Annotated in this window: 27 protein-coding genes and 1 rRNA gene; 8 read left to right on the top strand and 20 right to left on the bottom strand. The window is 68.9% G+C overall.

Features of this window, described 5'->3' with window-relative positions:
• The 3 genes from BM417_RS20125 to BM417_RS20135 all read right to left on the bottom strand — a co-directional run.
• Positions 1 to 194 (bottom strand): 16S ribosomal RNA (locus BM417_RS20125); the annotation flags it as partial.
• Positions 195 to 770: 576 nt separating this feature from the next.
• On the bottom strand, positions 771 to 2045 hold the full coding sequence (tyrS, locus tag BM417_RS20130) for a tyrosine--tRNA ligase (protein ID WP_093596449.1): 1275 nt from the start codon (positions 2043 to 2045) through the stop codon (positions 771 to 773).
• Between the two features lie 43 nt (positions 2046 to 2088).
• The gene (locus tag BM417_RS20135; protein WP_177320503.1) at positions 2089 to 2976 is read right to left on the bottom strand and encodes a tetratricopeptide repeat protein; all 888 of its coding nucleotides are present in this window, start codon (positions 2974 to 2976) and stop codon (positions 2089 to 2091) included.
• 159 nt (positions 2977 to 3135) lie between these two features.
• Between BM417_RS20135 and BM417_RS20140 the strand changes: the two genes are divergently transcribed.
• A complete protein-coding gene (locus tag BM417_RS20140; protein WP_177320546.1) occupies positions 3136 to 3534 on the top strand; it encodes a hypothetical protein in 399 nt (132 codons plus the stop codon).
• A gap of 95 nt (positions 3535 to 3629) precedes the next feature.
• Complete coding sequence (locus tag BM417_RS20145; protein WP_177320504.1) at positions 3630 to 4673, top strand: toll/interleukin-1 receptor domain-containing protein; 1044 nt, start codon at positions 3630 to 3632, stop codon at positions 4671 to 4673.
• On the opposite strand, the gene BM417_RS20150 is transcribed toward BM417_RS20145, so the two are convergent.
• From BM417_RS20150 to argC, 9 genes are read right to left on the bottom strand one after another with little or no spacing between them, the layout of a single operon-like run.
• The gene (locus tag BM417_RS20150) at positions 4665 to 5267 is read right to left on the bottom strand and encodes a DNA-3-methyladenine glycosylase (protein ID WP_245822032.1); all 603 of its coding nucleotides are present in this window, start codon (positions 5265 to 5267) and stop codon (positions 4665 to 4667) included. The genes BM417_RS20145 and BM417_RS20150 overlap by 9 nt on opposite strands.
• Positions 5257 to 6648, bottom strand: a complete 1392-nt coding sequence (gene argH / locus BM417_RS20155) for an argininosuccinate lyase (protein ID WP_093596462.1) — start codon at positions 6646 to 6648, stop codon at positions 5257 to 5259. The genes BM417_RS20150 and argH overlap by 11 nt, the downstream gene beginning before the upstream one ends.
• Positions 6649 to 6660: 12 nt before the next feature.
• Positions 6661 to 6927, bottom strand: coding sequence for an argininosuccinate synthase (locus BM417_RS50310; RefSeq protein ID WP_407656162.1), 267 nt, complete (start codon positions 6925 to 6927; stop codon positions 6661 to 6663).
• Positions 6920 to 7405: an arginine repressor gene (locus BM417_RS20165; RefSeq protein ID WP_093596468.1), complete on the bottom strand. Its 486-nt coding sequence runs from the start codon at positions 7403 to 7405 to the stop codon at positions 6920 to 6922. Before BM417_RS20165 ends, BM417_RS50310 begins: the two co-directional genes overlap by 8 nt.
• Positions 7402 to 8334 carry an ornithine carbamoyltransferase gene (gene argF / locus BM417_RS20170; RefSeq protein ID WP_093596470.1) on the bottom strand — a complete coding sequence of 311 codons (933 nt, stop codon included), beginning with the start codon at positions 8332 to 8334 and terminating at the stop codon, positions 7402 to 7404. Before argF ends, BM417_RS20165 begins: the two co-directional genes overlap by 4 nt.
• On the bottom strand, positions 8331 to 9464 hold the full coding sequence (locus tag BM417_RS20175; RefSeq protein ID WP_093597880.1) for an acetylornithine transaminase: 1134 nt from the start codon (positions 9462 to 9464) through the stop codon (positions 8331 to 8333). The genes argF and BM417_RS20175 overlap by 4 nt, the downstream gene beginning before the upstream one ends.
• Before the next feature lie 20 nt (positions 9465 to 9484).
• A complete protein-coding gene (gene argB, locus BM417_RS20180; RefSeq protein WP_093596473.1) occupies positions 9485 to 10354 on the bottom strand; it encodes an acetylglutamate kinase in 870 nt (289 codons plus the stop codon).
• Positions 10351 to 11523: a bifunctional glutamate N-acetyltransferase/amino-acid acetyltransferase ArgJ gene (gene argJ / locus BM417_RS20185; RefSeq protein WP_093596476.1), complete on the bottom strand. Its 1173-nt coding sequence runs from the start codon at positions 11521 to 11523 to the stop codon at positions 10351 to 10353. Before argJ ends, argB begins: the two co-directional genes overlap by 4 nt.
• Positions 11520 to 12533, bottom strand: coding sequence for an N-acetyl-gamma-glutamyl-phosphate reductase (argC, locus tag BM417_RS20190; protein ID WP_093597877.1), 1014 nt, complete (start codon positions 12531 to 12533; stop codon positions 11520 to 11522). Before argC ends, argJ begins: the two co-directional genes overlap by 4 nt.
• Positions 12534 to 12650: 117 nt before the next feature.
• Here argC and BM417_RS20195 point away from each other — a divergent pair, with 117 nt between their 5' ends.
• The 3 genes from BM417_RS20195 to BM417_RS20205 are packed head-to-tail and all read left to right on the top strand — an operon-like array spanning position 12651 to position 16268.
• A complete protein-coding gene (locus BM417_RS20195; protein WP_177320505.1) occupies positions 12651 to 14147 on the top strand; it encodes a sensor histidine kinase in 1497 nt (498 codons plus the stop codon).
• Positions 14144 to 15616, top strand: a complete 1473-nt coding sequence (locus BM417_RS20200; protein WP_093596482.1) for a sensor histidine kinase — start codon at positions 14144 to 14146, stop codon at positions 15614 to 15616. The genes BM417_RS20195 and BM417_RS20200 overlap by 4 nt, the downstream gene beginning before the upstream one ends.
• Positions 15617 to 15626: 10 nt before the next feature.
• Positions 15627 to 16268, top strand: coding sequence for a response regulator (locus BM417_RS20205; RefSeq protein ID WP_093596485.1), 642 nt, complete (start codon positions 15627 to 15629; stop codon positions 16266 to 16268).
• A gap of 14 nt (positions 16269 to 16282) precedes the next feature.
• On the opposite strand, the gene sthA is transcribed toward BM417_RS20205, so the two are convergent.
• Entirely contained in the window at positions 16283 to 17698 is a 1416-nt protein-coding gene (gene sthA, locus BM417_RS20210; RefSeq protein WP_093596488.1) for a Si-specific NAD(P)(+) transhydrogenase, read from the bottom strand.
• Positions 17699 to 17769: 71 nt separating this feature from the next.
• Between sthA and BM417_RS20215 the strand changes: the two genes are divergently transcribed.
• Positions 17770 to 18819 (top strand): 2-oxoglutarate and iron-dependent oxygenase domain-containing protein, encoded by a 1050-nt coding sequence (locus BM417_RS20215; RefSeq protein WP_245822033.1) that lies wholly within the window; start codon positions 17770 to 17772, stop codon positions 18817 to 18819.
• Here BM417_RS20215 and BM417_RS20220 read toward each other — a convergent pair.
• Positions 18785 to 19789 carry a hypothetical protein gene (locus BM417_RS20220; protein WP_093596494.1) on the bottom strand — a complete coding sequence of 335 codons (1005 nt, stop codon included), beginning with the start codon at positions 19787 to 19789 and terminating at the stop codon, positions 18785 to 18787. The genes BM417_RS20215 and BM417_RS20220 overlap by 35 nt on opposite strands.
• Positions 19790 to 19935: 146 nt before the next feature.
• Here BM417_RS20220 and BM417_RS20225 point away from each other — a divergent pair, with 146 nt between their 5' ends.
• A complete protein-coding gene (locus BM417_RS20225) occupies positions 19936 to 20604 on the top strand; it encodes a DNA alkylation repair protein (RefSeq protein ID WP_093596497.1) in 669 nt (222 codons plus the stop codon).
• 10 nt (positions 20605 to 20614) lie between these two features.
• The gene (locus tag BM417_RS20230) at positions 20615 to 21178 is read left to right on the top strand and encodes a GNAT family N-acetyltransferase (protein ID WP_093596500.1); all 564 of its coding nucleotides are present in this window, start codon (positions 20615 to 20617) and stop codon (positions 21176 to 21178) included.
• Here the strand turns inward: BM417_RS20230 and BM417_RS20235 are convergent.
• From BM417_RS20235 to pheT, 6 genes are all read right to left on the bottom strand, one after another.
• Complete coding sequence (locus tag BM417_RS20235; RefSeq protein WP_093596503.1) at positions 21147 to 21644, bottom strand: hypothetical protein; 498 nt, start codon at positions 21642 to 21644, stop codon at positions 21147 to 21149. The two genes, BM417_RS20230 and BM417_RS20235, sit on opposite strands and share 32 nt — an antisense overlap.
• Positions 21645 to 21927: 283 nt before the next feature.
• The gene (locus BM417_RS20240) at positions 21928 to 22278 is read right to left on the bottom strand and encodes a hypothetical protein (protein ID WP_093596506.1); all 351 of its coding nucleotides are present in this window, start codon (positions 22276 to 22278) and stop codon (positions 21928 to 21930) included.
• Positions 22275 to 22739, bottom strand: a complete 465-nt coding sequence (locus BM417_RS20245; protein ID WP_093596509.1) for a hypothetical protein — start codon at positions 22737 to 22739, stop codon at positions 22275 to 22277. The genes BM417_RS20240 and BM417_RS20245 overlap by 4 nt, the downstream gene beginning before the upstream one ends.
• Positions 22736 to 23125, bottom strand: coding sequence for a hypothetical protein (locus BM417_RS20250; protein ID WP_093596512.1), 390 nt, complete (start codon positions 23123 to 23125; stop codon positions 22736 to 22738). Before BM417_RS20250 ends, BM417_RS20245 begins: the two co-directional genes overlap by 4 nt.
• 3 nt (positions 23126 to 23128) lie before the next feature.
• Positions 23129 to 23569 carry a hypothetical protein gene (locus BM417_RS20255; RefSeq protein ID WP_093596515.1) on the bottom strand — a complete coding sequence of 147 codons (441 nt, stop codon included), beginning with the start codon at positions 23567 to 23569 and terminating at the stop codon, positions 23129 to 23131.
• Positions 23570 to 23791: 222 nt separating this feature from the next.
• The gene (gene pheT / locus BM417_RS20260; protein ID WP_093596518.1) at positions 23792 to 26269 is read right to left on the bottom strand and encodes a phenylalanine--tRNA ligase subunit beta; all 2478 of its coding nucleotides are present in this window, start codon (positions 26267 to 26269) and stop codon (positions 23792 to 23794) included.
• Positions 26270 to 26271 lie beyond the last annotated feature (2 nt).

Raw genomic sequence — 26271 nt, forward strand, 5'->3', positions numbered from 1 at the left:
CAGATCATGCGATCCAGTGTCGTATCCGGTATTAGACCTCGTTTCCAAGGCTTATCCCAGAGTACAGGGCAGGTTACCCACGTGTTACTCACCCGTTCGCCGCTCGTGTACCCCGAAGGGCCTTACCGCTCGACTTGCATGTGTTAAGCACGCCGCCAGCGTTCGTCCTGAGCCAGGATCAAACTCTCCAATAAGGATTGTGTTTGATCGCTCCAGACGGAATATGTCTGGCATCAATCTAGTCTTGCCTCAAAGGAACTACCTCGACGAGGAGGTAATTCATATATTACTGGCTGTGTTTCGGCACGCTGTTGAGTTCTCAAAGAACACGCGCACACCGCAGCTAGTCTCATGAAGAGAGTCGCTTCCGGGGCTGTGTTGTACTTAAGCTTTTGGTTTGAAACTTCCGACGCCCTTGGCCTCTGAGCTCAGACGAGCTACCGGCTGGGTCTTCGTCGTTTCCAGATCACCCACTCTACCACAGTCCGTGGAAGCTTGGTTCGTGATCTGTGTCGCGCTCCGTTCCGGTGTTCCCGGCCCGTTCCTCGCTGACATGGAGAAAGTTACACGCACGCCAACGCAGGGTCAAATCGGGGGCATCATGGTCGCCCACGGTTAAGAAACCGCAGGTCAACAGCCCCATACAGGACCCATGAACAAGCTATCGCAGGCCCGATCCCCACACACTGTGACCGCGATCACAGTCAGAAACATCGAAGGCCGCCGGTCCCGAGTGGGACCAACGGCCTTCTGCGACCAGAACGTGCAGGTCAGAGCTCTACCTGCACGCTCGCGTTGTTGCGCTTGCCGCGCCGGAGCACGAGCCACTTGCCGTGGAGCAGATCCGACGACACCGGCTTCCACTCCTCGTCGGTCACCTTCGCGTTGTTCACGTAGGCACCGCCCTCGTTGACCGTCCGCCGCGCGGCACCCCGGCTGTCCGCCAGGCCCGACGCGATCAGCAGGTCGACGATCGTGGGCTCGTCCGCCAGCCGCACCTGTCCCTTCGGCGCCTCGGCCAGCGCGGCCTCCAGCACCGGCGCGTCCAGGTCACGCAGCTCGCCCCGGCCGAACAGCGCCGACGAGGCGAGGATGACCTGCTGCGTCGCGCGTTCGCCGTGGACCAGGTCGGTGAACTCCTGCGCGAGCCGCTTCTGCGCGGCACGCTGGTGCGGCGCCTCCGCGGTCTGCTTCTCCAGCTCGTCCAGCTCCTCACGGGTGAGGAACGTGAACAGGCGCAGGTAGTTCAGCACCGTGACGTCGTCGACGTTCACGAAGTACTGGTACCAGGCGTACGGCGACGTCATCTCCGGGTCGAGCCAGACGCTGCCGCCACCGGTGGACTTGCCGAACTTGCGGCCCTCGGCGTCGGTGACCAGCGGCGCGGTCAGGGCGTGCACGTGCTTGCCCTCGACCCGGCGGATCAGGTCGACGCCGCCGACGATGTTGCCCCACTGGTCCGAGCCGCCGACCTGCAGCGCGGTGCCGTACCTGCGGTTCAGCTCCAGGTAGTCGTTCGACTGGAGCAGCAGGTAGCTGAACTCGGTGTACGACATGCCGTCGCCTTCGAGGCGGCGCTTCACCGTCTCCCGCGACAGCATGACGTTGATCGAGAAGTGCTTGCCGACGTCGCGCAGGAACTCCAGCGCGCTGACCTGGCCCGTCCAGTTGAGGTTGTTCTCGACGATCGCCCCCGTGGGCGAGTCGTCGAAGTCGACGAACCGCTCCAGCTGGCCGCGGATGCGCTCGGCCCACTCGGCGACGGTGTCCAGCGAGTTCAGCGTGCGCTCACCGGTGTCGCGCGGGTCGCCGATCATGCCCGTGGCACCGCCGGCCATCACGATCGGCCGGTGGCCCGCCCTCTGGAAGCGCCGGAGCATGAGCAGCGGGACCATGTTGCCGGCGTGCAGCGACTGCGCCGTCGGGTCGAAACCGCAATAGAGCGTGAGCGGGCCGGCGTCCAGGTCCTTCCGGAGTGCGTCGAGGTCGGTGGACGTCGCGATCAGGCCGCGCCAGGACAGTTCGTCAAGGATGTGCTCGCTCACGGCACTGATTCTCCCCTACCTGCCCAAACCGAATTCGAGGTGCCTACCCGAGCGGCGCACGGGCGGCGTGCTCGAGCAGCAGGGCGGTGCGCTCCTCGCCGTGGCGGTGGCCGGTGGACCGGTGCAACGCGAGTGCGCGCTCGCCACACGCGAGTGCCTGGGGCAGGTCGCCGCTGGTGAGGTGGACGTCGAGCAACACGGTGAGTGCTTGTGCCGCGGCGATGCGGAACCCGACCCGGTCGGCCTCGGCGAGCGCGTGTTCGGCCAGGATCCGCGCGTGGTCGTGCCTGCCCAGCCGGAGATGGCAGGCGGCGAGGCCGGAGAGGGCGACGACCTCGGCGTAACCGGTGTTCGCGTCGCGGGCGAGCCGCAGTGCGCGGTCGTGGTCGGCGCGGGCCGCCTCGGCCTGACCGAGGCGCAGGCGGACCCCGCCGAGGGTGTTGAGCGCGTTGGTCAGCACCGGGAGGTGGCCGGTGTCGGTGGCCAGCGCCGCCGCCTCGACGGCGCGATCCAGCGCACGGCCGTGCTTGCCCTGGTCCAGCCAGATCTCGGCGATGACGCGCAACGACTCGGCCTCGGCACCGCGGTCACCGATCTCCCGATGCAGGGCCAGTGCCCGGCTGACGTGGTCGTACGCGGTGTCGAACCGGCCGAGCAGGTGGTAGGTCTCGCCGAGGTTCGCGAGGTTCACCGCCTCGTTGGCGCGGGAGCCGAGGCACACGGTGTCGTTGCCACCCAGCCCCATGACGACATCATTGCCCCCACCAGCGAAGATGACGTCGTTGCCCGCGGTGCCGATGATCGAGTTGTTGCCGTCGTCGCCGGATCTCGTCACAGGTAGTCCGTTGCAGGTCGGCGCCGCGCCGGCGGGCGCAGCCGGGATCAGCAGCGCGCCGACGAGCCCTGCGGCGACCAGTAATGCCTTTCGCATCAATGTTCCTCCCCTTGTCGTGGGGAGGACACTTCCTCGGCGGGATGGGCAACTTCTGGGCATCAGCTGGGAGAACGGGTTTCGGCGTGCTACCCGGGAGGGAAGTCCATCGACATGACGGACCCACGTGATGCGGAGTTACGCCGGCCGACCGAGCACATGCCGCGCGTGAACGAGCCGGTTGTCGAGGAGCAGATCGTCGAGCGCGACGACGACTACCGCAGGGTGCGGACGGTGCGAACCGTCTGTGCGGTCATTGACGTCGTGTGCTGGACGTTCGCCATCGTGCTGTTGGTGCACATCTTCCTGGTGATCGCGGGTGCGAACGCCGGCAACGGGTTCTTCCAGTTCGTCGCGGGGTGGGCGGACGGCATCACCCTCGGCCTGGACGGTCTCTTCACGCCGGACAACGCGTCCGTGGCCACCCTCCTCAACGAGGGCCTGGCCGCGCTGCTGTGGCTGGTCATCGGTGGTCTGCTGACCGCGCTGATCACCCGTGTCGCGCTGCCGGTCGAACATCGGCGCGCCTGGTACCGCAGGACTACGACCGTCCGCTGACGACGCGGCAACTCCACGCCAAGGCTCCCGGCCCAGTCGAGAGCCTTGGCGAGTGAGCGTTCCCAGGACGTCGAATGGGCCCGTACCTTAGGCCGGTGGCCGAGTACGAGTTCGACGTCGCCCCTTCCTTCGCGGAGCAGGACCGCGCCCAGGTCGAGCCGATCGTGCGGAGGCTCGAAGAGCTGGGTGTGAAGGTCTACTACGACGAGGACCAGCTCATCGCGCGGTGGGGCCGCAACCTGATCGAACACATCGCAGAGACGTTGACGGACAAGGTCCGATACGTGCTGATGTTCACCTCACGGCACTACGTCGAGCACTCGCTGGCACGGCACGAACGCCAGACCGCACAGACACGGGCGTTGGAACAGCAGAACGAGTGCCTGCTGCCGATCAAGCTCGATGACACCAAGGTGCCCGGTCTCCTGTCCAGCATCGGGTTCCTGGACTCGCGGGTGCACAGCACCGAGGTGATCGCGCAGTCCGTCGTGCAGAAGCTCGCACAACACCGCGCCGAATTCACGTCCACGACCCCGATCACGGCCAAGTCCGTAGATGCGCTCGTGCGGGAGAAGCCTCGTGGCTGGGAGTACCTGCTCTACGCGACTGTTGTGGCGCAAGGACTTGCCGAGCTTCAGCAGAAGTACCGCGAGCACTTCCTGCGCTACTCGCCGCGCAACGGGACCGTCGAGCACGGCAACGGGATCGACCTGATCCGCGACCGCAACGTGCTGCTGAGCGAGATCATCAAGGTCGCGGTCGAGTCGGTCTTCACGGCGGGCACCCAGGAGGCCGCGTTCGGCAGGTCCGGCGAGGCGGGTGACGCGGAGCAGATCGTGCACCTCGGCGAGCTGTTCGTGCGGACGTTCGACGAGATCCTCGACTGGGCGCGGGGCATCCACGGGACCAGTTACGCGAACGAGCAGGCTCGTGCCGCGGCGAGGGTTCAGGCGCGGTTCGCCGATCGGCAGCTGGAGGCGATGCACGGGGTCGCGCGGGATCTGCGCGAGGTGGCGGACACCCTGGTCGAGCGGTTGACGGCCGGGGAGCGGATCGACATGACGGTGCCGCTGGTGTTCGAGGTGGAGCCTGCCCTGGAGCTGGAGTTCAAGGCCGCGCTGGACAGGCTGTCACGCTGACGAGCGGCGTTTGCCGCCCCTCTTGTAGGTCGACACGGCCGGAGAGTCGATCCAGAACCGCCACGGCACGTCCATCGCCACGGCGACACCGACGCGTGGGCCGGCGTACACCTTCGCCGCGGGTTCGCCCGCGTAGAGACGCACGGGCGAGTCAGCCGACGTCAGGTCGAGGCCGTTCTGCGACCGGTCCAGCCCGAGGACCTTGCACAGCCGTGCGGGTCCCTTGGCCAGTTCGGCGGCGGAACGGGAGGCCGGGCGGCGCGAGAACGCGACGTCCTCGCCGGAGGCCACTTCGCCCGCGCGCAACAGGACCGCGCCGGGAACGCCGTCGGTCAGCGTCACGACGTTGGCGCAGAAGTGCATGCCGTAGACGAAGTAGACGTACAGGAAGCCCGCCGGGCCGAACATGACCTCGTTGCGCGGGGTCTTTCCGCGGTAGCAGTGCGACGCCGGGTCGTCGCCGCCGCGGTAGGCCTCCACTTCGACGATGCGCACTCGCACGCCGTCGGCCTCCAGGAACGAACCGAGGAGGAGCTGGGCGGCATCGACCGGGTCGATGGCCAGCTCCTCCCTGGTCAGCAGCCTAGAACTCACGTGCGGAAGCAGCCTTTGCCACGAGTGCGTCCAGCTGTTCGCGGACGCGTACGGGGGCCGTGCCGCCGTGGGCATCGCGCGACGCGATGGAGCCCTCGACGGTCAGCACCGAGCGGACCTCGGAGGTCAGGGCGGGTGAGATCGCCAGGAACTCGTCGTCGGTCAGGTCTTCCAGGCCGACGCCGCGGGACTCGGCCGCGCGGACGCACGCGCCGGCCGCCTCGTGGGCCACGCGGAACGGAACGCCTTGGCGCACAAGCCATTCCGCGATGTCCGTGGCCAGTGTGAAGCCGGCCGGAGCCAGCGAGGCCATCCGGGCGACGTCGAACTTCAACGTCGCCACCATGCCCGCGAAGGCCGGGAGCAGGAGCTCCAGCTGCTCGACCGAGTCGAACAGCGGCTCCTTGTCCTCCTGGAGATCGCGGTTGTACGCGAGCGGCTGGGCCTTCAGCGTCGCCAGGAGCCCGGCCAGGTTGCCGATGAGGCGGCCCGACTTGCCGCGCGCGAGTTCGGCGACGTCCGGGTTCTTCTTCTGCGGCATGATCGAGCTGCCGGTGGACCAGGCGTCGTCGAGCACCGCGAAGCGGAACTCGGCGGTGGTCCAGATGATGATCTCCTCGGCCACCCGGGAGAGGTTCACGCTGATCATGGCCAGCACGAACGCGATCTCGGCGGCGAAGTCGCGGGAGGCGGTGCCGTCGATCGAGTTCTCGACCGGGGCGTAGAAGCCCAGGTCGGCGGCCACCTTCGCCGGGTCCAGGCCCAGCGACGAACCGGCCAGCGCGCCCGAGCCGTACGGGGAGAACGCGGCGCGCTTGTCCCAGTCGTGCAGGCGGTCGACGTCGCGCAGCAGCGAGTGCGCGTGTGCCAGCAGGTGGTGCGAGAGCAGCACGGGCTGTGCGGACTGCAGGTGCGTACGGCCCGGCATGACGGCACCGAAGTGCGTCTCGGACTGCGCGGCGAGCGCGTCCACCACGTCCAGCACGCCGGCGGCGACACGACGAGCCGCGTCGCGCAGCCACATGCGGAACAGGGTGGCCACCTGGTCGTTGCGGGAACGGCCTGCGCGCAGCTTGCCGCCCAGCTCGGTGCCGGCGCGGTCGATCAGGCCGCGCTCCAGGGCCGTGTGGACGTCCTCGTCCTCCAGCACCGGGGTGAAGGCGCCGGACTCGACGTCGGCGAGCAGCTCGTCGAGCGCCTTCTGCATGCCCGCGAGCTCTTCGTCCGTCAGCAGACCTGCCGCGTGCAGCACACGGGCGTGCGCGCGCGAGCCCGCGATGTCGTACGGCGCGAGCCGCCAGTCGAAGTGCGTCGACAGCGACAACCGTGCCATCGCCTCGGCCGGTCCCGACTCGAACCGGCCACCCCACAAAGAACTCATCACACGCAACTTTCAGCTAGCGAAGTCGTAAAGCGATTCTTCCGAACGGGCGGTGAGACCGACCACGCGCCCCTCGTACAGCGCGACGTCGACCTCGCCGAAACCCGACGGCAAAGCCATCCGCGCGACCCGTACCGCGACCGAGCCCAGGCTGGACCTCACGACGCCGGCACGGAAGTTGAGCTCGCGGACGGCCTCGGCGACGGAGACGGTCTCGCCGTCCACCGCAACCACAACACCCGCGTCGAACGTCAGAACGGCGTGCACGGGCTCATTCATCGACGGAACCCGAGGCCAGCGCGGTGATCCGGTCGGCGAGCTCGGAGCCGGTCATCGGTTCGCGGGCCACGACGAGGATCGTGTCGTCACCCGCGATCGTGCCGACGACCTCGTGCAACGCCGCGCGATCCAGAGCGGAGGCCAGGAACTGCGCGGCACCGGGAGGAGTGCGCAGCACCGCCAGGTTGCCGGAGAAGTCCGTCGACACCAGCAGCTCGGCCAGCACGCGGACCAGGCGCGTGGTTCCGCCCTGGACGCCGCGCACGGGACTGCCGTCCTCGGGGATCACGTAGACCGGCGCACCGCCGTCAGGGCCGCGCAGCTTGACCGCGCCCAGCTCGTCGAGGTCGCGCGACAACGTGGCCTGCGTAACGTCGATGCCTTCCGCCGCAAGCAGTTTCGCGAGCTCGGACTGGCTGCGCACGGCACGCTGCGACACCATCTCGACGATGCGGCCCTGACGAGCGGTGCGGGTCATGACGACTGCTCCAGCAACCACACGAGCAGCGCCTTCTGCGCGTGCAGCCGGTTCTCGGCCTCCTGCCACACCAGCGACTGCGGGCCGTCGAGCACCTCGTCGGTGATCTCCCAGCCGCGGTGCGCCGGCAGGCAGTGCAGGACCGTCGAGTCCGGCTTTCCGGTGGCGGCCAGCAGATCGGCGTTCACCTGGTACGGGCGGAACGGGCCGACGCGGTCCTTGCCGTCGTTCTCCTGCCCCATCGACGTCCAGGTGTCGGTGACCAGCACGTCGGAGCCGTCGACCGACTCACGCGGGTCACTGATCAACGCCACCGAACCACCGGTCTCGGCGGCGCGCTTCTTGGCGTCCTCCAGGAACTGCGGGTTCGGCACGAAACCGGCGGGCGCGCCGATGCGGACGTGCATACCGGCCGTGGCGCCACCGAGCATCAGCGAGTGCGCCATGTTGTTGGCGCCGTCGCCCAGGTACGTCAGGGTCAGACCGGCCAGCTTGCCGTAACGGCGGCGGATCGTCTGCAGGTCCGCGAGCACCTGGCACGGGTGGAACTCGTCGGTCAGCGCGTTCACCACGGGAATGCGCGACACGGAGGCCATCGCCTCCATGCGCGCCTGGGCGAACGTCCGCCACACCACGGCGTCGACGTAGCCGGACAGGATCCGCGAGGTGTCCTCGATGGTCTCCTCGCGGCCCAGCTGCATCGAGCGGCCGTCGATGATCACCGGGTTGCCGCCGAGCTGCGCGATGCCGACCTCGAACGACAACCGCGTGCGCGTGGAGTTCTTCTCGAAGATCACCGCGACGGACTTGGGGCCCGCCAACGGCTTCGCGGTGAACCGGTCCGCCTTGTAGACGTCCGCGAGGTCGAGAACCGCGGCCTGCTCCGAAGTGGACAGGTCGTCGTCGCGCAGGAAATGCCGCAATGTCACTGCGTCTCCTCAAAGAAGGTGGGAAGCGCGGCGACGAAGGCCTGCGCGTCGGACTCTTCCAGAACCAGGGGCGGAGCGAGCCGCAGCACGTCGGGCTGGATCGGGTTGATCAGGTAACCGGCCTTCTGCGCGGCCGCCGCGGCCTTCGCCGAGACCGCCTCGCGCAGCGTGATGCCGAGCAGCAGGCCGGCTCCCCGAACACCGGAGATCGCGGGGTGGTGCAACGCCTCCACACCCGCGGCGATCTCCTTGCCCACGGACGAGGCGTGCTCCAGCAGGCCTTCCGAGGCGATCGTGTCGAGCACCGCGAGACCGGCGGCGCAGCACACCGGGTTGCCGCCGTAGGTCGTGCCGTGGTGGCCGGGCTTGAACAGCTCCGCCGCCGCGCCGAAGCCGATCGTCGCGCCCAGCGGCAGGCCGCCGCCGATGCCCTTGGCCAGCGTCATGATGTCCGGCACGATCCCGGCCTGCTGGAACGCGAACCACGTGCCGAGCCTGCCGACACCGGTCTGCACCTCGTCGAGGATGAATAGCGCGCCGTGTTCGGAGGTGATCCGGCGGACCTCCTGGAGGTAACCGGCGGGCGGCACCATGACGCCCTGCTCGCCCTGGATCGGCTCGACGATGAACGCCGCCGTGTCGTCGTCGATCGCGGCCTCGAGCGCTGCCACGTCACCGAACGGGATGTGCGAGACGCCGGGCACGAGCGGTTCGAACGGCGCGCGCTTCGGCTCCTGGCCGGTGAGCGTCAGCGCGCCCATCGTGCGGCCGTGGAACCCGCCGAGCGTGGAGACGATCTTGGTGCGGCCGGTGAGGCGCGCCATCTTCAGCGCGGCCTCGTTGGCCTCGGCGCCGGAGTTGCAGAAGAAGACCTTGCCGGGCTCGCCCGCGATGTCCAGCAGGCGTTCGGCGAGCTTCAGCGCGGGCTCGTTGACGTACAGGTTGCCGGTGTGGCCGAGCTTCGCGATCTGCGTGGACACGGCTTCGACGATCGCCGGATGCGCGTGGCCGAGAGCGTTGACGGCGAGGCCGGTCAGCAGGTCGACGTAACGGTTTCCGTCGGCGTCCCAGACGTGCGCGCCCTCACCGCGTTCGAGCTGCAGCGAAGGTGTGCCGTAGTTGTCCATCATGGACTGTTGCCACCGCGTGGTCACTTGTCCCCCAAGACCATGGTTCCGACACCTTCAGTGGTGAAGACTTCGAGCAGGACGCTGTGGGCCAGCCTGCCGTCGATCACGTGCGCCTGCGGAACACCGCCGCGCACCGCGCGCAGGCAGGCCTCCATCTTCGGCACCATGCCGCTTTCCAGGTCCGGCAGGATCTTCTCCAGCTCGGCGGCCCGGATCTGGTTCAGCAGAGACGACTTGTCCGGCCAGTTCGCGTACAGGCCCTCGACGTCGGTCAGCACGACGAGCTTCTCCGCGCCGAGAGCGACCGCGAGAGCGCCTGCCGCCGTGTCCGCGTTCACGTTGTGCGGCACGCCGTGGATGTCCGGCGCGACCGACGACACGACCGGGATGCGGCCCGCGCGCACGATGTCGAGCACCGCGTCCGGGTTGACCTCGGTGATGTCGCCGACGAGGCCGATGTCGACCTCTTCGCCGTCCACGATCGCACCACGACGCGTGGCGGTGAACAGGTGCGCGTCCTCGCCGGAAATGCCGACGGCGTAAGGACCGTGCTGGTTGATCAGACCGACGAGCTCACGCCCGACCTGGCCGACCAGGACCATCCTCACGACGTCCATGGCCTCCGGCGTCGTGACGCGCAGGCCGCCGCGGAACTCGCTGTGGATGCCGAGCCTGTCCAGCATCGACTTGATCTGCGGGCCGCCACCGTGCACGACGACCGGGCGCAGGCCGCACAGCCGCAGGAACACCATGTCCTCGGCGAACGCCTTCTTCAGCTCGTCGTCGACCATGGCGTTGCCGCCGTACTTGACGACCACGAGTGCGCCGCGGAAACGCTCCAGCCACGGCAGCGCTTCTACGAGGACTGCCGCTTTTTCTTGTGCGTTCATGAGGAGTAGGCGCTGTTCTCTTCGACGTAGTCGTGGGACAGGTCCGTGGTCAGCACGGTGGCTTCGGCGTCACCGACGTTGAGGTCGATGACGATCTCGATGTCGCGGCCCGACAGGTCGGCTTCGCTTCGGTCGCGGTCGCGGGTCCCGTTGCGGTACAGGGAAACACCGTTGATCAGGATCTGGAGCACGTCCGGGTCGATCTCGGCGTCCGCGCGGCCCAGCGCCATCGCGATGCGGCCCCAGTTCGGGTCGCTGCCGAAGAGCGCGGTCTTCACCAGGTTGTCCTCGGCGACCGTCCGTCCGATGTGGACGGCCTCGGCCTCGGTGGCGGCCTGCTTGACGGTGATGCTGATTTCCTTCGTCACACCCTCGGCGTCGCCCTGGAGCTGCTTGACCAGGTCACCCGCGACCTCGGTCAGCAACGCGGTGAAGTCCTCGAACGAAGGCTCGACACCCGAAGCTCCGGAGGCCAGAACCAGCACGGTGTCGTTGGTGGACGTGCCGCCGTCGACGTCGAGCCGGTCGAACGTCCTTGAAGTGGCCAGGCGCAACGCCTTGTCGAGCGAGTCGCCGGAGATCTTGGCGTCGGTCGTGATGATGGACAGCATCGTGGCCATGTTCGGCGCGAGCATGCCCGCGCCCTTCACGAACCCGCCGACGGACCAGCCCTGCTCGGAGGCCTTCCACGACTGCTTCGGGCGGCTGTCGGTGGTCATGACGCCGGTGGCGGCGTTGAGCCCGGCCTCCACCGTGGAGTCCAGCTCCTTCGCGACGTTCTCGACGCCGGTCAGGACCTTGTCCATCGGGAGGCGCTCACCGATCAGGCCGGTCGAGCAGACCGCGACGTCGACGGCGCCGGTGCCGAGCACCTCGGCGACCTTCTCCGCGGTGGCGTGGGTGTCCTGGAAGCCTTCGGGGCCGGTGCACGCGTTGGCGCCACCGGAGTTGAGCACGACCGCGGTGAGGCGTCGGGACTGGATCACCTGCTGCGACCACAACACCGGCGCGGCCTTCACCTTGTTCGTGGTGAAGACGCCTGCCGCGGCGTCGGAGGGCCCGTCGTTGACGACGAGCGTGAGGTCGAGAGCGCCGGATTCCTTGATTCCGGCGGCGATCCCGGCGGCCCGGAAGCCCTGGGGTCCGGTGACGCCCTTGTTGCGGTTCACGGAGCGACTCCAACGGTCGAGAGGCCGGTCGTTTCCGGCAGTCCGAGAGCGAGGTTCATGCACTGGACAGCGGCACCGGCGGTGCCCTTGGCCAGGTTGTCGACGGCGGCCACGACCACGAGCCGGCCCAGGTCCTCGTCAACGGTGACTTGCAGCTGGACGGCGTTCGAACCGAGAACGGCGTTCGTCGTCGGCCAGAAACCTTCGGGCAGGAGGTGCACGAACGGCTCGTCCGCGTACGCCTTCTCGTAGGCCTCGCGAACGTTTGCGCCATTCTTGAGCTGCGCGGAACAGGTGGCGAGGATGCCCCGCGACATCGGCGCGAGCACGGGCGTGAAGCTGACCTTGATCGGCCGGCCCGCCGCAGCACTCAGGTTCTGGGTGATCTCGGGCGTGTGCCGGTGCGCGCCACCGACGCCGTACGCACTGGCCGACCCCATGACCTCGGAGCCGAGCAGGTTCGCCTTCAGGGACTTGCCGGCGCCGGACGTACCGGACACGGCGACGATGACGACCTCGTCCTCGATCAGGTCCACGGCCGGAGCCAACGCCAGCGAGGACACCGTCGGGTAGCAGCCCGGAACGGCCACGCGGCGTGCGCCGACGAGCCTGTCCCGCTGGCTGGGAAGCTCGGGAAGCCCGTACGGCCAGGTGCCCGCGTGCTCGCCGCCGTACCACCGCTTCCAGTCGTCGGCGCTGGTCAACCGGTGGTCGGCGCCGCAGTCGATCACGACCGTGTCGTCGCCGAGTTGCTCGGCCAGCGCGGCTGAGTGACCGTGGGGAAGTGCGAGGAACACCACGTCGTGGCCCTTGAGGTTCTCGACTGTGGTGTCTTGTAGCTGTCGGTCCGCGAGCGGCAGGAGGTGCGGCTGGTGCTTGAGCAGCCTGTCGCCGGCGCTGCTGTTGGCCGTCAGCGCGCCGATCTCGATGTCCGGATGGCCGAGTAGCAGGCGGAGCAGCTCGCCACCCGCGTACCCGCTGGCGCCCGCGACCGCGATCCTCACTGTCATGCGCATGATTATGCACGGTCATGCAAACTCACTCAACAGGAGCGTGGCCACCTGGCCACCCGATCGGGGCCACCTGGCGCTGTGGGGCGCTGAACGCGGTCGACGATGATGATCCGCGTGAACGTGAAGGTGCGCGACGGGTTGTGGGCGGCGGGTGCCCTCCTGTTGGCGCTGGTGACGCTGGTCGCGCCGCTCGGCAGGCCCGTCCACTGGTGGCTGGTCGTGGCGTCCGCGCTGTGGGCGGCCGCGCTCGTGCCGATCAGCGCGCGCTGGCCCCGGTGGGCGCTCGTGCTCACCGCTCCCCTCAACGGCGTCAACAACCTGCTCGCCATCGCCCCGACCTCGCTCGTCGTCTTCCGCTCTGCCCGGTCGATCCGTTCGCAGGGACAACTGTGGGCGCTGGTGGGCGTCACCGCTGTGTTGCAGGCGGCGTTCGGCGGCCTGCACTCGTGGCGGGCCGGGGACAGCCTGACGGAGTACCTGCTCGGCACCCTGTTCTCGGTCGTCTTCCTGCTGATCTTCCCCGCCGTGTCCGGTGCGCTCATCGGTCGGCGCAAGCCGTTGACGCAGGTGCTGATGGAGCGCAACGACTACCTGGAACACGCGCGCGCGTTGACCGCGAGCACCGCGAGGTCGGCTACGCGCGCACACATCGCGAGCGAGATGCACGACATGCTCAGCCACCGGCTCCGGCAGCTGACCGCCCACGCGGGCGCGCTGGAGCAGTCCGCCGCCGAACAGGCCCCTGAACTGCGCGAACAGGTAGAGCTGATCCGCAGGACGTCCGCGGTCGCGATGGAGGAACTGCGCGAGATCCTCGGCGTGCTGGGCACCTCCGCCGAACACGATGAGGACGCCGGTACGCGCGCGGACGTCGAACGGCTCGTGGCGGCGTCCGCAGCAGCAGGCTTGTCCGTCTACCTCGAGTGGTCAGGCGCTGATCTGGCCGATGCCGATGCACGCCTTCGCAGGGCGGTGCATCGGGTCGTGCGCGAAGCGCTCACGAACGTGCACAAGCACGCGCCGTCTGCCCGCACGCGGGTGTCGGTGGCGGTCACCGACCGGGTGCGGGTCGAGGTCGTCAACGGTCCCAGCGCCGCGCCCAGGGGCGCCGGGACTCGTCGCGGGCTCATCGGCCTGGAGGAACGCGTCGCGCTGATCGGCGGGTCGTTCCTCGCCGAGGTGCCCACCGGCGCCGGGTTCCGCGTGACAGCCAGCCTGCCGTTGCACCCGGTGGTGCAGGAGGAGACGGGTGCGGCCGGTGCCGTGGCGGAGGCGCCGCCGCCGATCACCGCCGAGATCCTGACCGTGCCGCGCGTGGTCGGCGGTGGCTGCCTGGCCACGCTCTCGCTCGTCCCGGCACTCGGCACGGCGTTCGTGCTGCTGCTAGTCGCGGTCTTCGGCCGCAACGAGATCACCCGGCAGGAGTTCGACGAGTTCCAGCCGTCGGTCACGCACGAGCAGGAGGTCACCGAGACGTTCGGCTTCGGAGTGCCCTCGGACCACACCGGGTGCTTCCGCTACCACGTGCGCGACTCCGACGATCGCGACTTCGAACTGTGCTTCGACCGGAACTCGGGCCTGCTGACCGCGAAGAGGGAGATTGCCCGATGAGGTTCGTCTGGCCGTCGCTCGCGTTCCTGGTGGGCCTGGTGCCGCTGATCGCCCCGCTGGCACCGGTCCCCCACCCGGCGCTGACCGTCGCGACCGCGGTGTGGATCGCGGCTCTCGTGTGGCTCGCTCCGCGCAAACCCGAGTGGGCGCTGCTGCTCACCGCGCCGCTGTTCGCCGTGAACAACCTGTGGGCGCAGGCCGTGACGACGTTCGTGGTCTTCGCCGCGTGCCGCCGCGTCACGCCCTTGAAGCGCTTGTGGGCGTTGCTCGGGATCATGACGGCGCTGCAGTCCGCGTTCACCCTGTTCCAGGAGAGCTCCCGGAGCATGCCGCTCTGGGAGGCCGCGGCCGGTGCGGTCATCGGTTCGGTGTTCTTCGTGCTGTTCCCCGCGGTCTCGGGCATGCTGCTCGGCCGCCGCAGGCCGATGGTCCGGCTGCTCCAGGAACGCAACGAGTACCTCGAACGCGCCCGTGCGCTGACCGCCGCGTCGGCCCGTTCCGAGGAACGCGCGCACATCGCCGGCGAGATGCACGACATGCTCGGGCACCGGCTCAGCCTGATCTCCATCCACGCCGGTGCTCTGGAGCTGACGACCGCCCGCAAAGCCCCCCAGCTGCACGAGCAGGCCGAGCTGATCCGCACCACGTCGTCGCTCGCGATGGCCGAACTGCGCGAGATCCTCGGCGTGCTGCGGACGAACCCCGAACCCGAGTCGCTCGACGAGGACACCGGCACCCGTTCCGACATCGCCGCGCTGGTCGAGGCCTCCGGGCTCGCCGCGTCCCTGGACTGGTCCGGCGAGGACCTGCACGGCGCCGACTCCCGCACCCGCCGCGCGGTGCACCGGGTGGTCCGCGAGGCCCTGACGAACGTGGCCAAGCACGCCCCGTCCGCCCGCACGCGGGTGCAGATCGCGGTCCAGGGCGGCCGGGCCCGCATCCAGGTGCTGAACGGGCCGTCGCCGACGACGCCCGGCAGGGGCACCCGGCGTGGCCTGATCGGTCTGGAGGAACGCGTCGGGCTGCTCGGCGGCTCGTTCAGCGCGGGCGCGCCGGTCGAGGGCGGTTTCCGGGTGGCGGCGGACGTGCCGCTGCACCCGCCGGCCCAGGCCGACCAGGCCAGTTCCGAGGTCGCCGAGGTCCCTCCGCTTCTGGCCGCCGAGGTCCTGACCGTGCCACGGGTGCTGGGAGGCGGCTGTCTCGGGCTGCTGGCGTTGCTGCCGATCGCGGGCGCGCTGATCGTGCTGCTGCTCTTCGCGTTGCTCAACCCGACGCAGATGAACGCGCCGTACTTCGACTCGCTGGAGGTCGGCGTCACGGACGAGGGGGACGTGTACGACCAGTTCGGCGTCGGGCAGCTCGGCGTGGACGGGTGCTCGCGGTTCCGGACGTCGCACAATCCGGACCTGCAGTACAAGCTGTGCTTCCGCGAGGGCAAGTTGTCCTCGAAGGTCCAGGAGCGCCCGTAGGCTGCTGGGCGTGATCCGAGTTCTCATCGCCGACGACGAAACGCTCATGCGGGCCGGCATCCGGTTGATCCTGGAGAACGACCCGGAGATCACCGTGGTGGCCGAGGCGAGCGACGGCAGGCAGGCCGTCGAGCTGACCCTCAAGCACACGATCGACGTCGCGTTGCTCGACATCCGCATGCCCGGTGGCGACGGCCTCAAAGCCGCCGAGCAGATCGCGTCGAGGGTCAACGTCGTCATGCTCACGACGTTCGGCGAGGACTCCTACGTGGCCCAGGCCCTCAAGGTCGGCGCGACCGGGTTCCTGCTCAAGGACACCCCGCCGCAGGAGCTGATCAACGCCGTCCGCAAGGCCGCGCAGGGCGAACCGATCCTCGCCCCGCAGATCACCAAGCGCCTGATCGAGAAGCACCTGCTGGCGCCGAACGACGGGTCGGACGCGCGCCGCAAGATCGACGCGCTCACCGACACCGAGCGCAACGTGCTCCGGCTCGTGGGCGAAGGGCTGTCCAACACCGAGATCGGCGAGCAGCTGTTCATGGCGACCGGCACGGTGAAGGCGCACATCAGCCGGATCCTGCCCAAGCTGGAGTGCGACAACCGCGTGCAGGCCGCCATCGTGGCCCACGACGCCGGGCTCACCCGGTCGTGATCACCGGGTCGTGATCACCGGGTCGTGAAGCGGTCCAGCGCGCGGATCTTGTTCGTGGCGTCCAGGGCCGCGATCTTGTAGGCCTCGGACAGCGTCGGGTAGTTGAAGACCGTGTCGACCAGGTAGTCGACCGTGCCGCCGCAGCCCATCACGGCCTGGCCGATGTGCACGAGGTCCGTGGCGCCGGTGCCGAACACGTGCACACCGAGGATCTTGCGGTCCACAGTGGACACCAGCAGCTTCAGCATGCCGTACGCGTCGCCGATGATCTGGCCGCGCGCGAGCTCGCGGTAGCGGGAGATGCCCACCTCGTACGGCACCGCGGACGAGGTGAGCTCGGTCTCCGTCGCGCCGCAGTACGAGATCTCCGGGATCGTGTAGATGCCGATGGGCTGCAACGCCGTCAGGTCGTGCACCGGCTCGCCGAACGCGTGGTACGCGGCCAGGCGGCCCTGGTCCATCGACGTCGCGGCCAGCGCCGGGAAGCCGATCACGTCACCGACGGCGTAGATGTGCTCGACGGGCGTGCGGTAGTGCTCGTCGACGCTCAGCCGGCCGCGGTTGTCCGCTTCCAGCCCGGCGGCGGCGAGGTCCAGTTTCTCGGTGGTGCCCTGCCGGCCCGCGGAGTACATGACGGCGGAGGCCGGGATGCGCTTGCCGGACGCCAGCGTCGTGATGGTGCCGCCCTGCGACACCTCGACGTTCACGACCTTCTCGCCGAAGCGGAATGTCACGGCCTGGTCGCGCAGGTGGAACTTCAGCGACTCGACGATCTCCGGGTCGCAGAAGTCGAGCATCTTCTCGCGCTGCTCCACGACCGTGACGCGGGTGCCGAGGGCCGCGAACATCGACGCGTACTCGATGCCGATCACGCCCGCGCCGACCACGACCAGCGACGACGGGATCTCGGTGAGCGCGAAGACCTCGTCGGAGTCGAGGATCCGCTCCTCGTCGAAGTCCACGACGGACGGGCGGGCCGGTGTCGTGCCCGTCGCGATGACGATGAACTCGCCGGAGATCGTGGTGTGGTCGCCGCGGTGGGCCCCGTCCACCATCACGGTGTGCTCGTCCACGAACCGGCCGAAGCCGTTCAGCAGATCGATGCCGTTGCGGTGCAGCTGCGCGCGCACGACCTGCACCTCACGGCCGATCACGTGCTGCGTGCGAGCCATCAGATCGTTGATGGTGATGTCCTGCTTGACGCGGTAGCTCGCGCCGTACAGCTCGCGCTGGCTCATACCCGTCAGGAACATGACGGCTTCGCGCAGCGTCTTCGACGGGATGGTTCCCGTGTTCGCGCAGACACCGCCGACCATCTCCTGCTTGTCGATGATCGCTACGCGCTTGCCCAGTTTCGCACCCGCGATCGCCGCCTTCTGGCCACCAGGGCCAGAGCCGATGACGATCAGGTCGTAGTCGTACGGCGTCATGGTCAGCAGCCTACTAAGACGGATTCGATTCCACCCCCGAACGAAATATGAACCTTGCGATGAATTGTGTCGTGAGTGAGTCCATGACAGGACTTCGCACCTTCCGTCTTCCCACGACCGTCACCGGTTCGGACGACGACGCCGAGCTCGGTCGTCAGCTCATCGCGGCCTGGCAGGCCGACGGGATCCTGCAGATCGCGACGGACGCGTCTCAGGACCGGACCACAGCGGAGGCAATGGCCGCCAGCAGACGGTTCTTCCACGGATTGACACTCGAGGAAAAGTCACGGTTTGTGAGCGACCTGACCTATTCCGGTTACATCGCGTCGGGAGAAGAGGTCACCGACGGCATCGCGGACTATTCGGAGATCTTCACGATCTGCAAGGACGTTCCGCTCGACGACTCCCGCGTCGCGGGCAAATGGCCTTGCCACGGACCGGTTCCGTGGCCGGACGAGAGCTACCGCGACGCCATGCGGGAGTTCATGACGTTGCTCGGCGGCGCCGGCGAACGCGTCCTTCAGCTCACCGCACTGGGCTTCGGGCTCGACCTCGGCACGTTCACCAGGCTCACCGCGGACGGCTGGCACCACATGCGGGTGCTGCGCTTCCCCACCAGGTCCGAGTCCGACCGCGGCATCGGCGCGCACACCGACTACGGGTTGCTCGTGCTGGCCGCGCAGGACGACGTCGGCGGCCTCTTCGTTCGCCCGCCGATCGAGGGCGAGGACCGGCCGCGCAACTGGCTCGCGGACGAGTCGGCGGCGGGCTGCTTCCAGGACGCCCACGGCTGGAACTTCGTCGCACCGGTCGACCGCGTCCTCACCGTGTTCCCCGGCGACATCCTGCAGTTCCTCACCGGCGGCAAACTGCTGTCCACACCGCACAAGGTGCTGCTCAACACCCGTGAGCGGTTCACGATGGCTTACTTCCACGAGCCGAACTTCGACGCCGTCGTGCGCCCGCTGGACGACCCGGACGGCGACACCATCCACTACGGCTCGCACTTCACCGCGATGTTCATGCGCTGCTACCCGGACCGCGTCACCACGCGCCGGATCATCGAGGAGGACCGGCTGAAGGTGCTCAGCGAACTCCGGTCCGGGACTCGCCACTCCTGAACGGCAGCACCAGGTCGAGCAGCCGGACCCTGGCGCGGTAGTCCGCGACGCGGTCCGCGAACGGCCGCTGCACGATCCTGTGCACGACGTCCGCGCTCAGCCGCTCGTACGCGGGAACGGTGTCGTTGCTCAGGAAGTCCCAGCGCGCCACCCGGTCCGCGTAGTTGAACGCGGGCAGCGGACCGCCGAACAACGGCCGGTACTGCGCCGGGGTCTTCCCACCCGGCACCGGCATCGGACCCGCCACCGTGATCGCGTACGTGACCATCTCGCCGGGCGGTAACAACCGTGACCGCATCCGGTCGAACTGGTCGGCGATCACCAGGTTCTGCTCGCGCGACGAGAACTCCAGGACGGCCTGCGCCGGATCCGCCCACGCCGCGGTGGTGTCCGGGTCGATGACGCCCGCGTCACGCAGCTCCTGCACGGCCTGGATCCCGCCGTGCAGGTAGGCGGCGTGCATCGCGCCCAGGTCCATGAAGATGTGCTTCTGCATCGACATCAGCATCGAGGAGAACCAGCGCAGTTCCGGGACCGTGCCGAGGTCGAGCATGCCCGCGGCGAACGCGGGCGCGCCGATGTTCGCGAAACCCATCCACCGCAACGTGTCCGGGTGCGTCAGGTAGAGCTTCGCGTAGAAGTCGTAGACGGCGAAGATCACCGAGCGGTTCGAGTCGGCGGAGCGCTGCGGGTCCCACTCGGACAGGTTGACGCCCGCGTCCTCGGCGGCGCGGACGATCCAGTAGTGCCACAGCAACGCCTTGAAGCGCGTGGGCGCGATGCCCCTGGCCCGGTAGCCGGTCAGCGCCTGCTCGAGCGCGGCACGGTCGGACGGCAGATCGGGGTGCACTCCACCCCGCTGTTCGCCGTTTCCGTTCACCAGCGGCAGATCCAGGTAATCCACCGTGTCCGCTTTGGTAGCACCCATGCTGCCGAGCACGAGCGCCGCCACGACCATGAGCACGCGCATGAACGCGAACTGTATAGGGGCCAGGCACCCATTCTGTTCACAGAAGCCCCCGGTCAAGTGATGTTTTGCGTGTTCGTTAGCACTTTCGGTACCGATGGGGCCATAAATCTCAACAGGGCTACTCCTAATGCCTATACCGTTTGGGCGTGACTCTTGAGGTTTCCTTGATCGACGCGGTTCGAGCGGGACTCGAGGAGCTCGCGGATCCGGTGAAGGCGCCGGAGATGCAGGCGTACATGAAGTCCGACATGCCGTTCCTGGGAGTGCAGAAACCGGGACGAGTGGCGCTGCTGAAGTCGCTGCCGCAGTTGCACGACCGGGACGAGTGGCTCGACGCGATCCAGACGTTGTGGCGCGAGGCGACCTATCGCGAGGAACGCTACGTCGCGCTCTCGCTGAGCGGGGATCGCCGTTTCCAGTCCGTCGACCTGTTGCCGTGGTTCGACGAGATGATCGTGACCGGCGCGTGGTGGGACTACGTGGACGAGATCGCGTCGAAGCGCGTCGGACCGCTGCTGCGCTCGACGCCGGAGGTCGTGCGGCCGCTGATGCTGAAGTGGTCCGTCGACGCGGACAAGTGGCGACGGCGGACGTCGGTCATCTGCCAGCTCGGGTTCAAGGGCGCCACCGACGTGGAGCTGCTGACGGCGTGCGTCGACGCGAACGCGGACGATCCCGACTTCTTCCTGCGCAAGGGGATCGGCTGGGCGCTGCGGGAGTTCGCCAAGACCGAACCGGGCTGGGTGCGCGCGTTCGTCGAGGCGCGGCCCGGGCTGTCGCCGTTGTCACGGCGTGAGGCGTTGAAACACCTCTAGTGTCGATCACATGGAGGGCAAGCACGTCAGGCTGGAACCGCTGTCGCTCGACCACGCCCAGGAGCTGTTCGAGGTCACCCGTGACCCGGACATCTGGACGTGGTTGCTGAGCAGTCAGCCCTCGACCGTGGACGACATGCGGGCGTGGGTCTCCGAGGCGATCGGGTCACGGGAGGCGTTCGCGCAGATCGAGGTCGCCACCGGACGCGTGGTCGGTACCACCTCGTTCTACGAGGTCGTGCCGGAGCACCGCAGGCTGGTGATCGGCTACACGATCGTCGGCAGCGCGTGGCACGGCACCGCGATCAACCCCGAGGCCAAGCTGCTGCTGTTGTCCGAGGCCTTCGACGTGCGCGGCGCGCTGCGGGTCGGCTGGTACACCGACGCGGCGAACGCGCGGTCGCAGCGAGCGATCGAGAAGCTCGGCGCGTCGAAGGACGGCGTGCTGCGCGCGAACGTCACGCGGCCGGACGGAACGCAGCGGGACACGGTCGTCTACTCGATGGTGCCGTCGGAATGGCCCGCAGCGCGAGAACGGCTGACTAGCCGTGTTTCGCGCGACCCGAGTAGGTGAGCGGGAAGACGAGCTCGGCGCACGCCGCCGGCACGTCCTGGGCGACCTCGACCTTCATCGTGACCTCGACCGCGCCTCCGGCGGGGATGTCCACGATGTCGGTGAGCGGGACGACGGTCAGCACGCCGGCCGGGCAGCCTTCGACGCGCTGCTGGGTGGCGTCGAGCGGCTGACCGGGCACCGCGGACAGGCTCTCGACGATGATGCCGACGGGGTTGGGGTTGGACAGCCGCACCTTGCGCTCGCCCACCGCACCAGGGGTGAGCTCCACGGCCGCGCCGGAGATGTCGTTGATCTCGAACGGCTTGAGCTGCTGCATGCCGGACTCGCCGCTGCTCACGGAGTACGCCATCGCGGGCGTCTCGGGGTCCGGCCAGGTGAGGTGCATGGCCGCCACGACCGCCGCGCCGAGCATGAGAATCGTCAAGGACACGGCGATCTCAAGGCGCGGACCCAGACTACGCATGGCGCAACTCTCCAGAGTTGTTGCTCCCAGGCGGTGGGTTCGCCTCTAGCTCCCCACCGGACCGGCGACCAGACTCGCCCGGTGGTTCATCGCTTCGCCCCTCGGCCCTGGCGGGCCGCGCCGCCAATCTTGGAGAACCTTCACGTACTGCGCAAGCGTCCGACGGTTGCCGATTTCCCCTTGTAATGAAGGACCTTTGGCACCTTGACAGCTACGCAGGGCTACCACCTGCTGATTTGGCCCCAAATTCCAGAAATCGGCATTCAGCCGAACGAGCGAACTTTCACGAGCAATTCAACTGCGTGGGACTTGTGGACCAGTTGCCGACCGTGGCCTGGACTCGGACGCGGTCGATCGCGAGGGGGACGTTGTACGTCAGTGCCGCAGTGGAGGCCTCCTTGTTGAAGGCTCCGCCGCCCTGTTGCCACAACACTGTGTACATAGCGGCGCCAGGCACCGCGTCCCACTTCACGACGGTGGGATTGCCCTTCAGACACGACGTGATCACCAACGCCTCCACGGTGCCCGCCTTGGCTCGCGCCACACCCGTCCTGGACGTCTCCCAGGCCGCCGAGGCGGGCTGCGCCGCGAGCAGGCACAGCACCGCCGTCGCCGCGATCACCGGGCGCTTCATGCCCCGGTCCCGCTCGCGATCGTCACGACCACGGGCACGTCGATCGACGCGCCCTGGCACGAGTTCGGCGCGTTCAGGGCCATCGACACGCTGAACGTGATGGCCACCGGGGCGCTGTTCGCGGTCAGCTGCGTGCCGGGGAACCGCTCGGCGAACGAGACGCCGCACGTACCGGCACCGTTCGGCGCGATCGAGGTGACCGTCACCGGGTACGGGTTGGGGTTCGACACCGTGACGACCGCGGTGCCCGAGGTGCCGGGGTAGAGCACACCGGTGGTGACCGCGCCGCCGGCCACGACCGGAGCCAGTGCCGTGCCGGCCGTGGTGGTGGCATTTCCGGTGCCGGAGCTCGTCCAGGCCGCGTAGGCGACGCCGGAACCGAGTGCGGCCGTCGCGACCGCGAGAACGATGACGCCTCGGCGGACGTACCGCAGGCGGACGAGTTCCCTGAAGCTGATCATGGCTTGATCGCCGTTCCCGAGTAGGTGAGGGGGAAGGTGAGGTTCTTGCAGGCATTGGGTGCGGACGTGGCCATCCGCACGGTCAGCGGCACGTCGGCGTGGCTGTTCCTGGCGACGAGGACCGGTGTCACGAAGGCATCGACGGTCACGGCGTTCGCCGGGCAGTCCGGGGACGGGCGCCCGGCCGAACCTGCGAGCCGGGTGACCTTGATGTCCTGGTTGCCGGGGTTGGTGACCCGCACCCCGCGGGTCACCGTCCCACCAGGGACCAACCCCGTCGCCGCGCCGGTGTCCGCGATCGTGAACGCCTTGCCTGGGCTGTCCGCCGCGCTGGGGACCGGTGACAGCAACACCAGCGCGGCGAGCACGATCAGGGCGCGGCGCATGACTCAGGCGGCCGAGACGAGCGCCGCGGTCAGCGGCAGCGTGAAGGTCTGGGACTTGCAGTTGTCGGCGGCATCGGCGTTCATGGTCGCCTGCAGCGTGTACGTGCCGGACTGACCGGCGGCGATCGTGCCCTGGTCGCCCACGGCGGGGCTGGTGACGGTGCCCGCGGCACAACCGTCCGCGGTGAGTGCCGAGGCGCCCGCGCTGATCGAGGTGACGGCGACGACGTAGGGGTTCGGGTTGGTGATCGTCACCTGGAAGGCGACGGTGGCGCCGGGGTACAGGCCACCGGCGCCGTTGACCGGGCTGATGACCGAGTTGACGCTCGTGGTGGAGCCGACCGAGCCGGAGCCTGAGCCGGTGCTCGACCACGCGGCGTAGGCGACGCCCCCGCCGACGGCGACTACGGCGACTGCTGCGATGACCGCGGTGCGCTTGCGCATTTCGTTCTCCTGAGGGGTGGTGCTCGGTGGGACGGCACCAAGTTTGGAGAACCATCAATCACTACACAGCGTGCACAAGACACGAGAACGAGGTCCCACGCGGCACTGTTGTCAACCAGCATGGATCGGTTACCTGCGCACGCGGACTGCAGGTCAGGTCGTTCCTTACGCGAAAAGGCCCGGGATTCTCATCGAATCCCGGGCCTCACGCGGTGTGACTGGTCAGGCGCGGAGAGCCGCTCCCAGACGCTCGCCGGCGGCGGTGACGGCGGCATCGCGGGCCGCGGTCGCCTCCTCCACCGTCAGCGTGCGGTCCGGCGCGCGGAAGCGCAAGGAGTACGCGAGGGACTTCTTGCCCTCGCCCAGCTGCTCACCCGTGTAGACGTCGAACAGGCGGATGTCCTCGAGCAGGTCGCCCGCGGACGCGCCGAGCACCTCGGACACCGACTGCACCGGCACGGAGGCGTCCACGACGAGCGCGACGTCCAGCAGCACCGGCGGGTAGGCCGACACCGTCGGGGCCGGGCGGTGGTCCTCCAGCGGCAGCGCGTCCAGGTCCAGCTCGAACGCCACGGTCCGCTTGGGCAGGCCCAGCGCCTCGATCACCTTCGGGTGCAGCTCACCGGCGTGACCGACGGGCCAGTCGCCGACGCGCAGTTCTGCGCAACGGCCGGGGTGCCACGGCAGCAGGTCCGACGCCACGACACGCAGGGTGACCCCGTACGCCTGGGCGGCGCGACGAGCGGCCTCGACGGCGTCCGACCAGTCGGCGATGCGGCCCTTGCCCCACCAGCCGGCCAGTTCGCGGTGGCCCGTGAGGACACCGGCGACGTGCAGCGGCTGGTGCGGCAGCGACGCGAGCAGCGAGGCGACCTCGGCCTCGGTCGGCCTGCGGTCCACGCCCAGCGCGGGCACGGGAACCTGCTGCGCGCGCGGCAGCGTCACCTGGGCGATGTTGTAGAGCGAGACGTCCTTCGCACCACGGGCCAGGTTCCGTTGGAGGGTCTCCAGGAGGCCCGGCAGCAGCGTCGTCGCGAGGACGTTCTTGTCCGCCTCCAACGGGTTCAGCACGCCGACCGCGTTGCGCCGGACGTCGTCGGCGGCCAGACCGAACGCGTCGAACACCGACGGGTCGATGAACGGGAACGGCTTGACCTCGACGAAGCCGTCCTCGGCCAGCGTGCGCCACACCGTGCGGCGGCGGCGCTGCTGCTCGGTCAGGCCGCGGCCGGCGGGAGCGGGCGGCAGCACGGAGGGAATCGTGTCGTAGCCCTCCAGCCGCAGCACCTCCTCCACCAGGTCGGCGGGCTGCACGAGGTCCGAGCGCCACGTCGGCGGCACGGCCGTGACGATCGTCTGGCCCTCCTCCGAGGTGGTCACGGAGACCTGGCAGCCGATCTGGCCGAGACGACGGGCCGTGACGCCACGGGCGTAGCGGACACCGGCGATGCGGTCCGGCAGGTCGATCGGCATCGACACCGGCTCCGGCAGCGCGGGCACACCGACGTCGGTGCGGCCGGGCTTGATCTGGCCCTCGGCGTAGTGGTTGAGCAGCTTCGCGGCCCGCTCCAGCGCCACGGGTGCCAGCGCCGGGTCGACGGTGCGCTCGAAGCGCTTCGCGGCCTCGGACGGCAGCTTGTGCCGGCGGACCGTGCGCGCGATGGACGCCGGGTCCCAGTTCGCGGCCTCGAGCAGGATGTCCGAGGAGCTGTCGCCGACCTCCGTGGACGCGCCGCCCATGACACCGGCGAGCGAGATCACGCCCGAGTCGTCGGCGATCACGATGTCGTCGACGTCCAGCGCGCGAACCTGGTCGTCCAGGGTCGTGAGCTTCTCCCCCGCCAGCGCGCGACGGACCGTCAGCGCACCGGAGAGCGAGGCGGCGTCGAACGCGTGCAGCGGCTGGCCCAGTTCGAGCATCACGTAGTTCGTGATGTCGACCGGCAGCGAGATCGACCGCATGCCCGCGAGCATCAGGCGGCGGCGCATCCACCACGGCGTGGGCGCGGTCGGGTCGACACCGGTGACCCGGCGCGCCACGAACCGCGAGCAGCCGGGGCGGTCCTCGATGTGGACCGGCCACGCCTCGCCCTCGGGCTCGGGGACCTCGATCAGACCGGGGTCGCCGAACGGCACGTCCAGCGCGCAGGCGATCTCCCGGGCCAGGCCGCGGACCGAGAACGCGTAGCCGCGATCCGGGGTCGGCGCGAGCTCGATGACCGTGTCGTTCAGGCCGAGCAGCTCCAGCGCGTCGTCTCCGGGCTGCGCGGTGCCGGTGGGCAGCACGAGGATGCCGGAGTGGTCGTCGCCGATGCCGAGCTCGTCGGAGGCGCAGATCATGCCCTGGGACACACGGCCGTACGTCTTGCGCTCGGCGATCGCGAACCCGCCTGGCAGCACGGCGCCGGGCAGCGCGACGACGACCGAGTCGCCCTCGACGAAGTTCGTGGCGCCGCAGATGATGTTGTTGACCTGCTCGGGGCCGACCTCGACCTGGCAGTAGCGGATCGGCTTCTTGAACTCGGTGAGCTCCTCGATGGCGACGACGCGACCGGCGACGATCGGGCCGGTCACGGGACCGAGCGGGCTCACCTCCTCGACCTCGATGCCGATGCGGGTGAACGCCTCGGCGAGCTCGTCGGGCGTGGGGACTTCGTCGAAACCGAGGTGTTCGACCAGCCAGCTGACCGGGATGCGCATCC

It is taken from the genome of Lentzea waywayandensis (genome assembly GCF_900115955.1).
In the GTDB taxonomy this organism is placed as follows: domain Bacteria; phylum Actinomycetota; class Actinomycetes; order Mycobacteriales; family Pseudonocardiaceae; genus Lentzea; species Lentzea waywayandensis.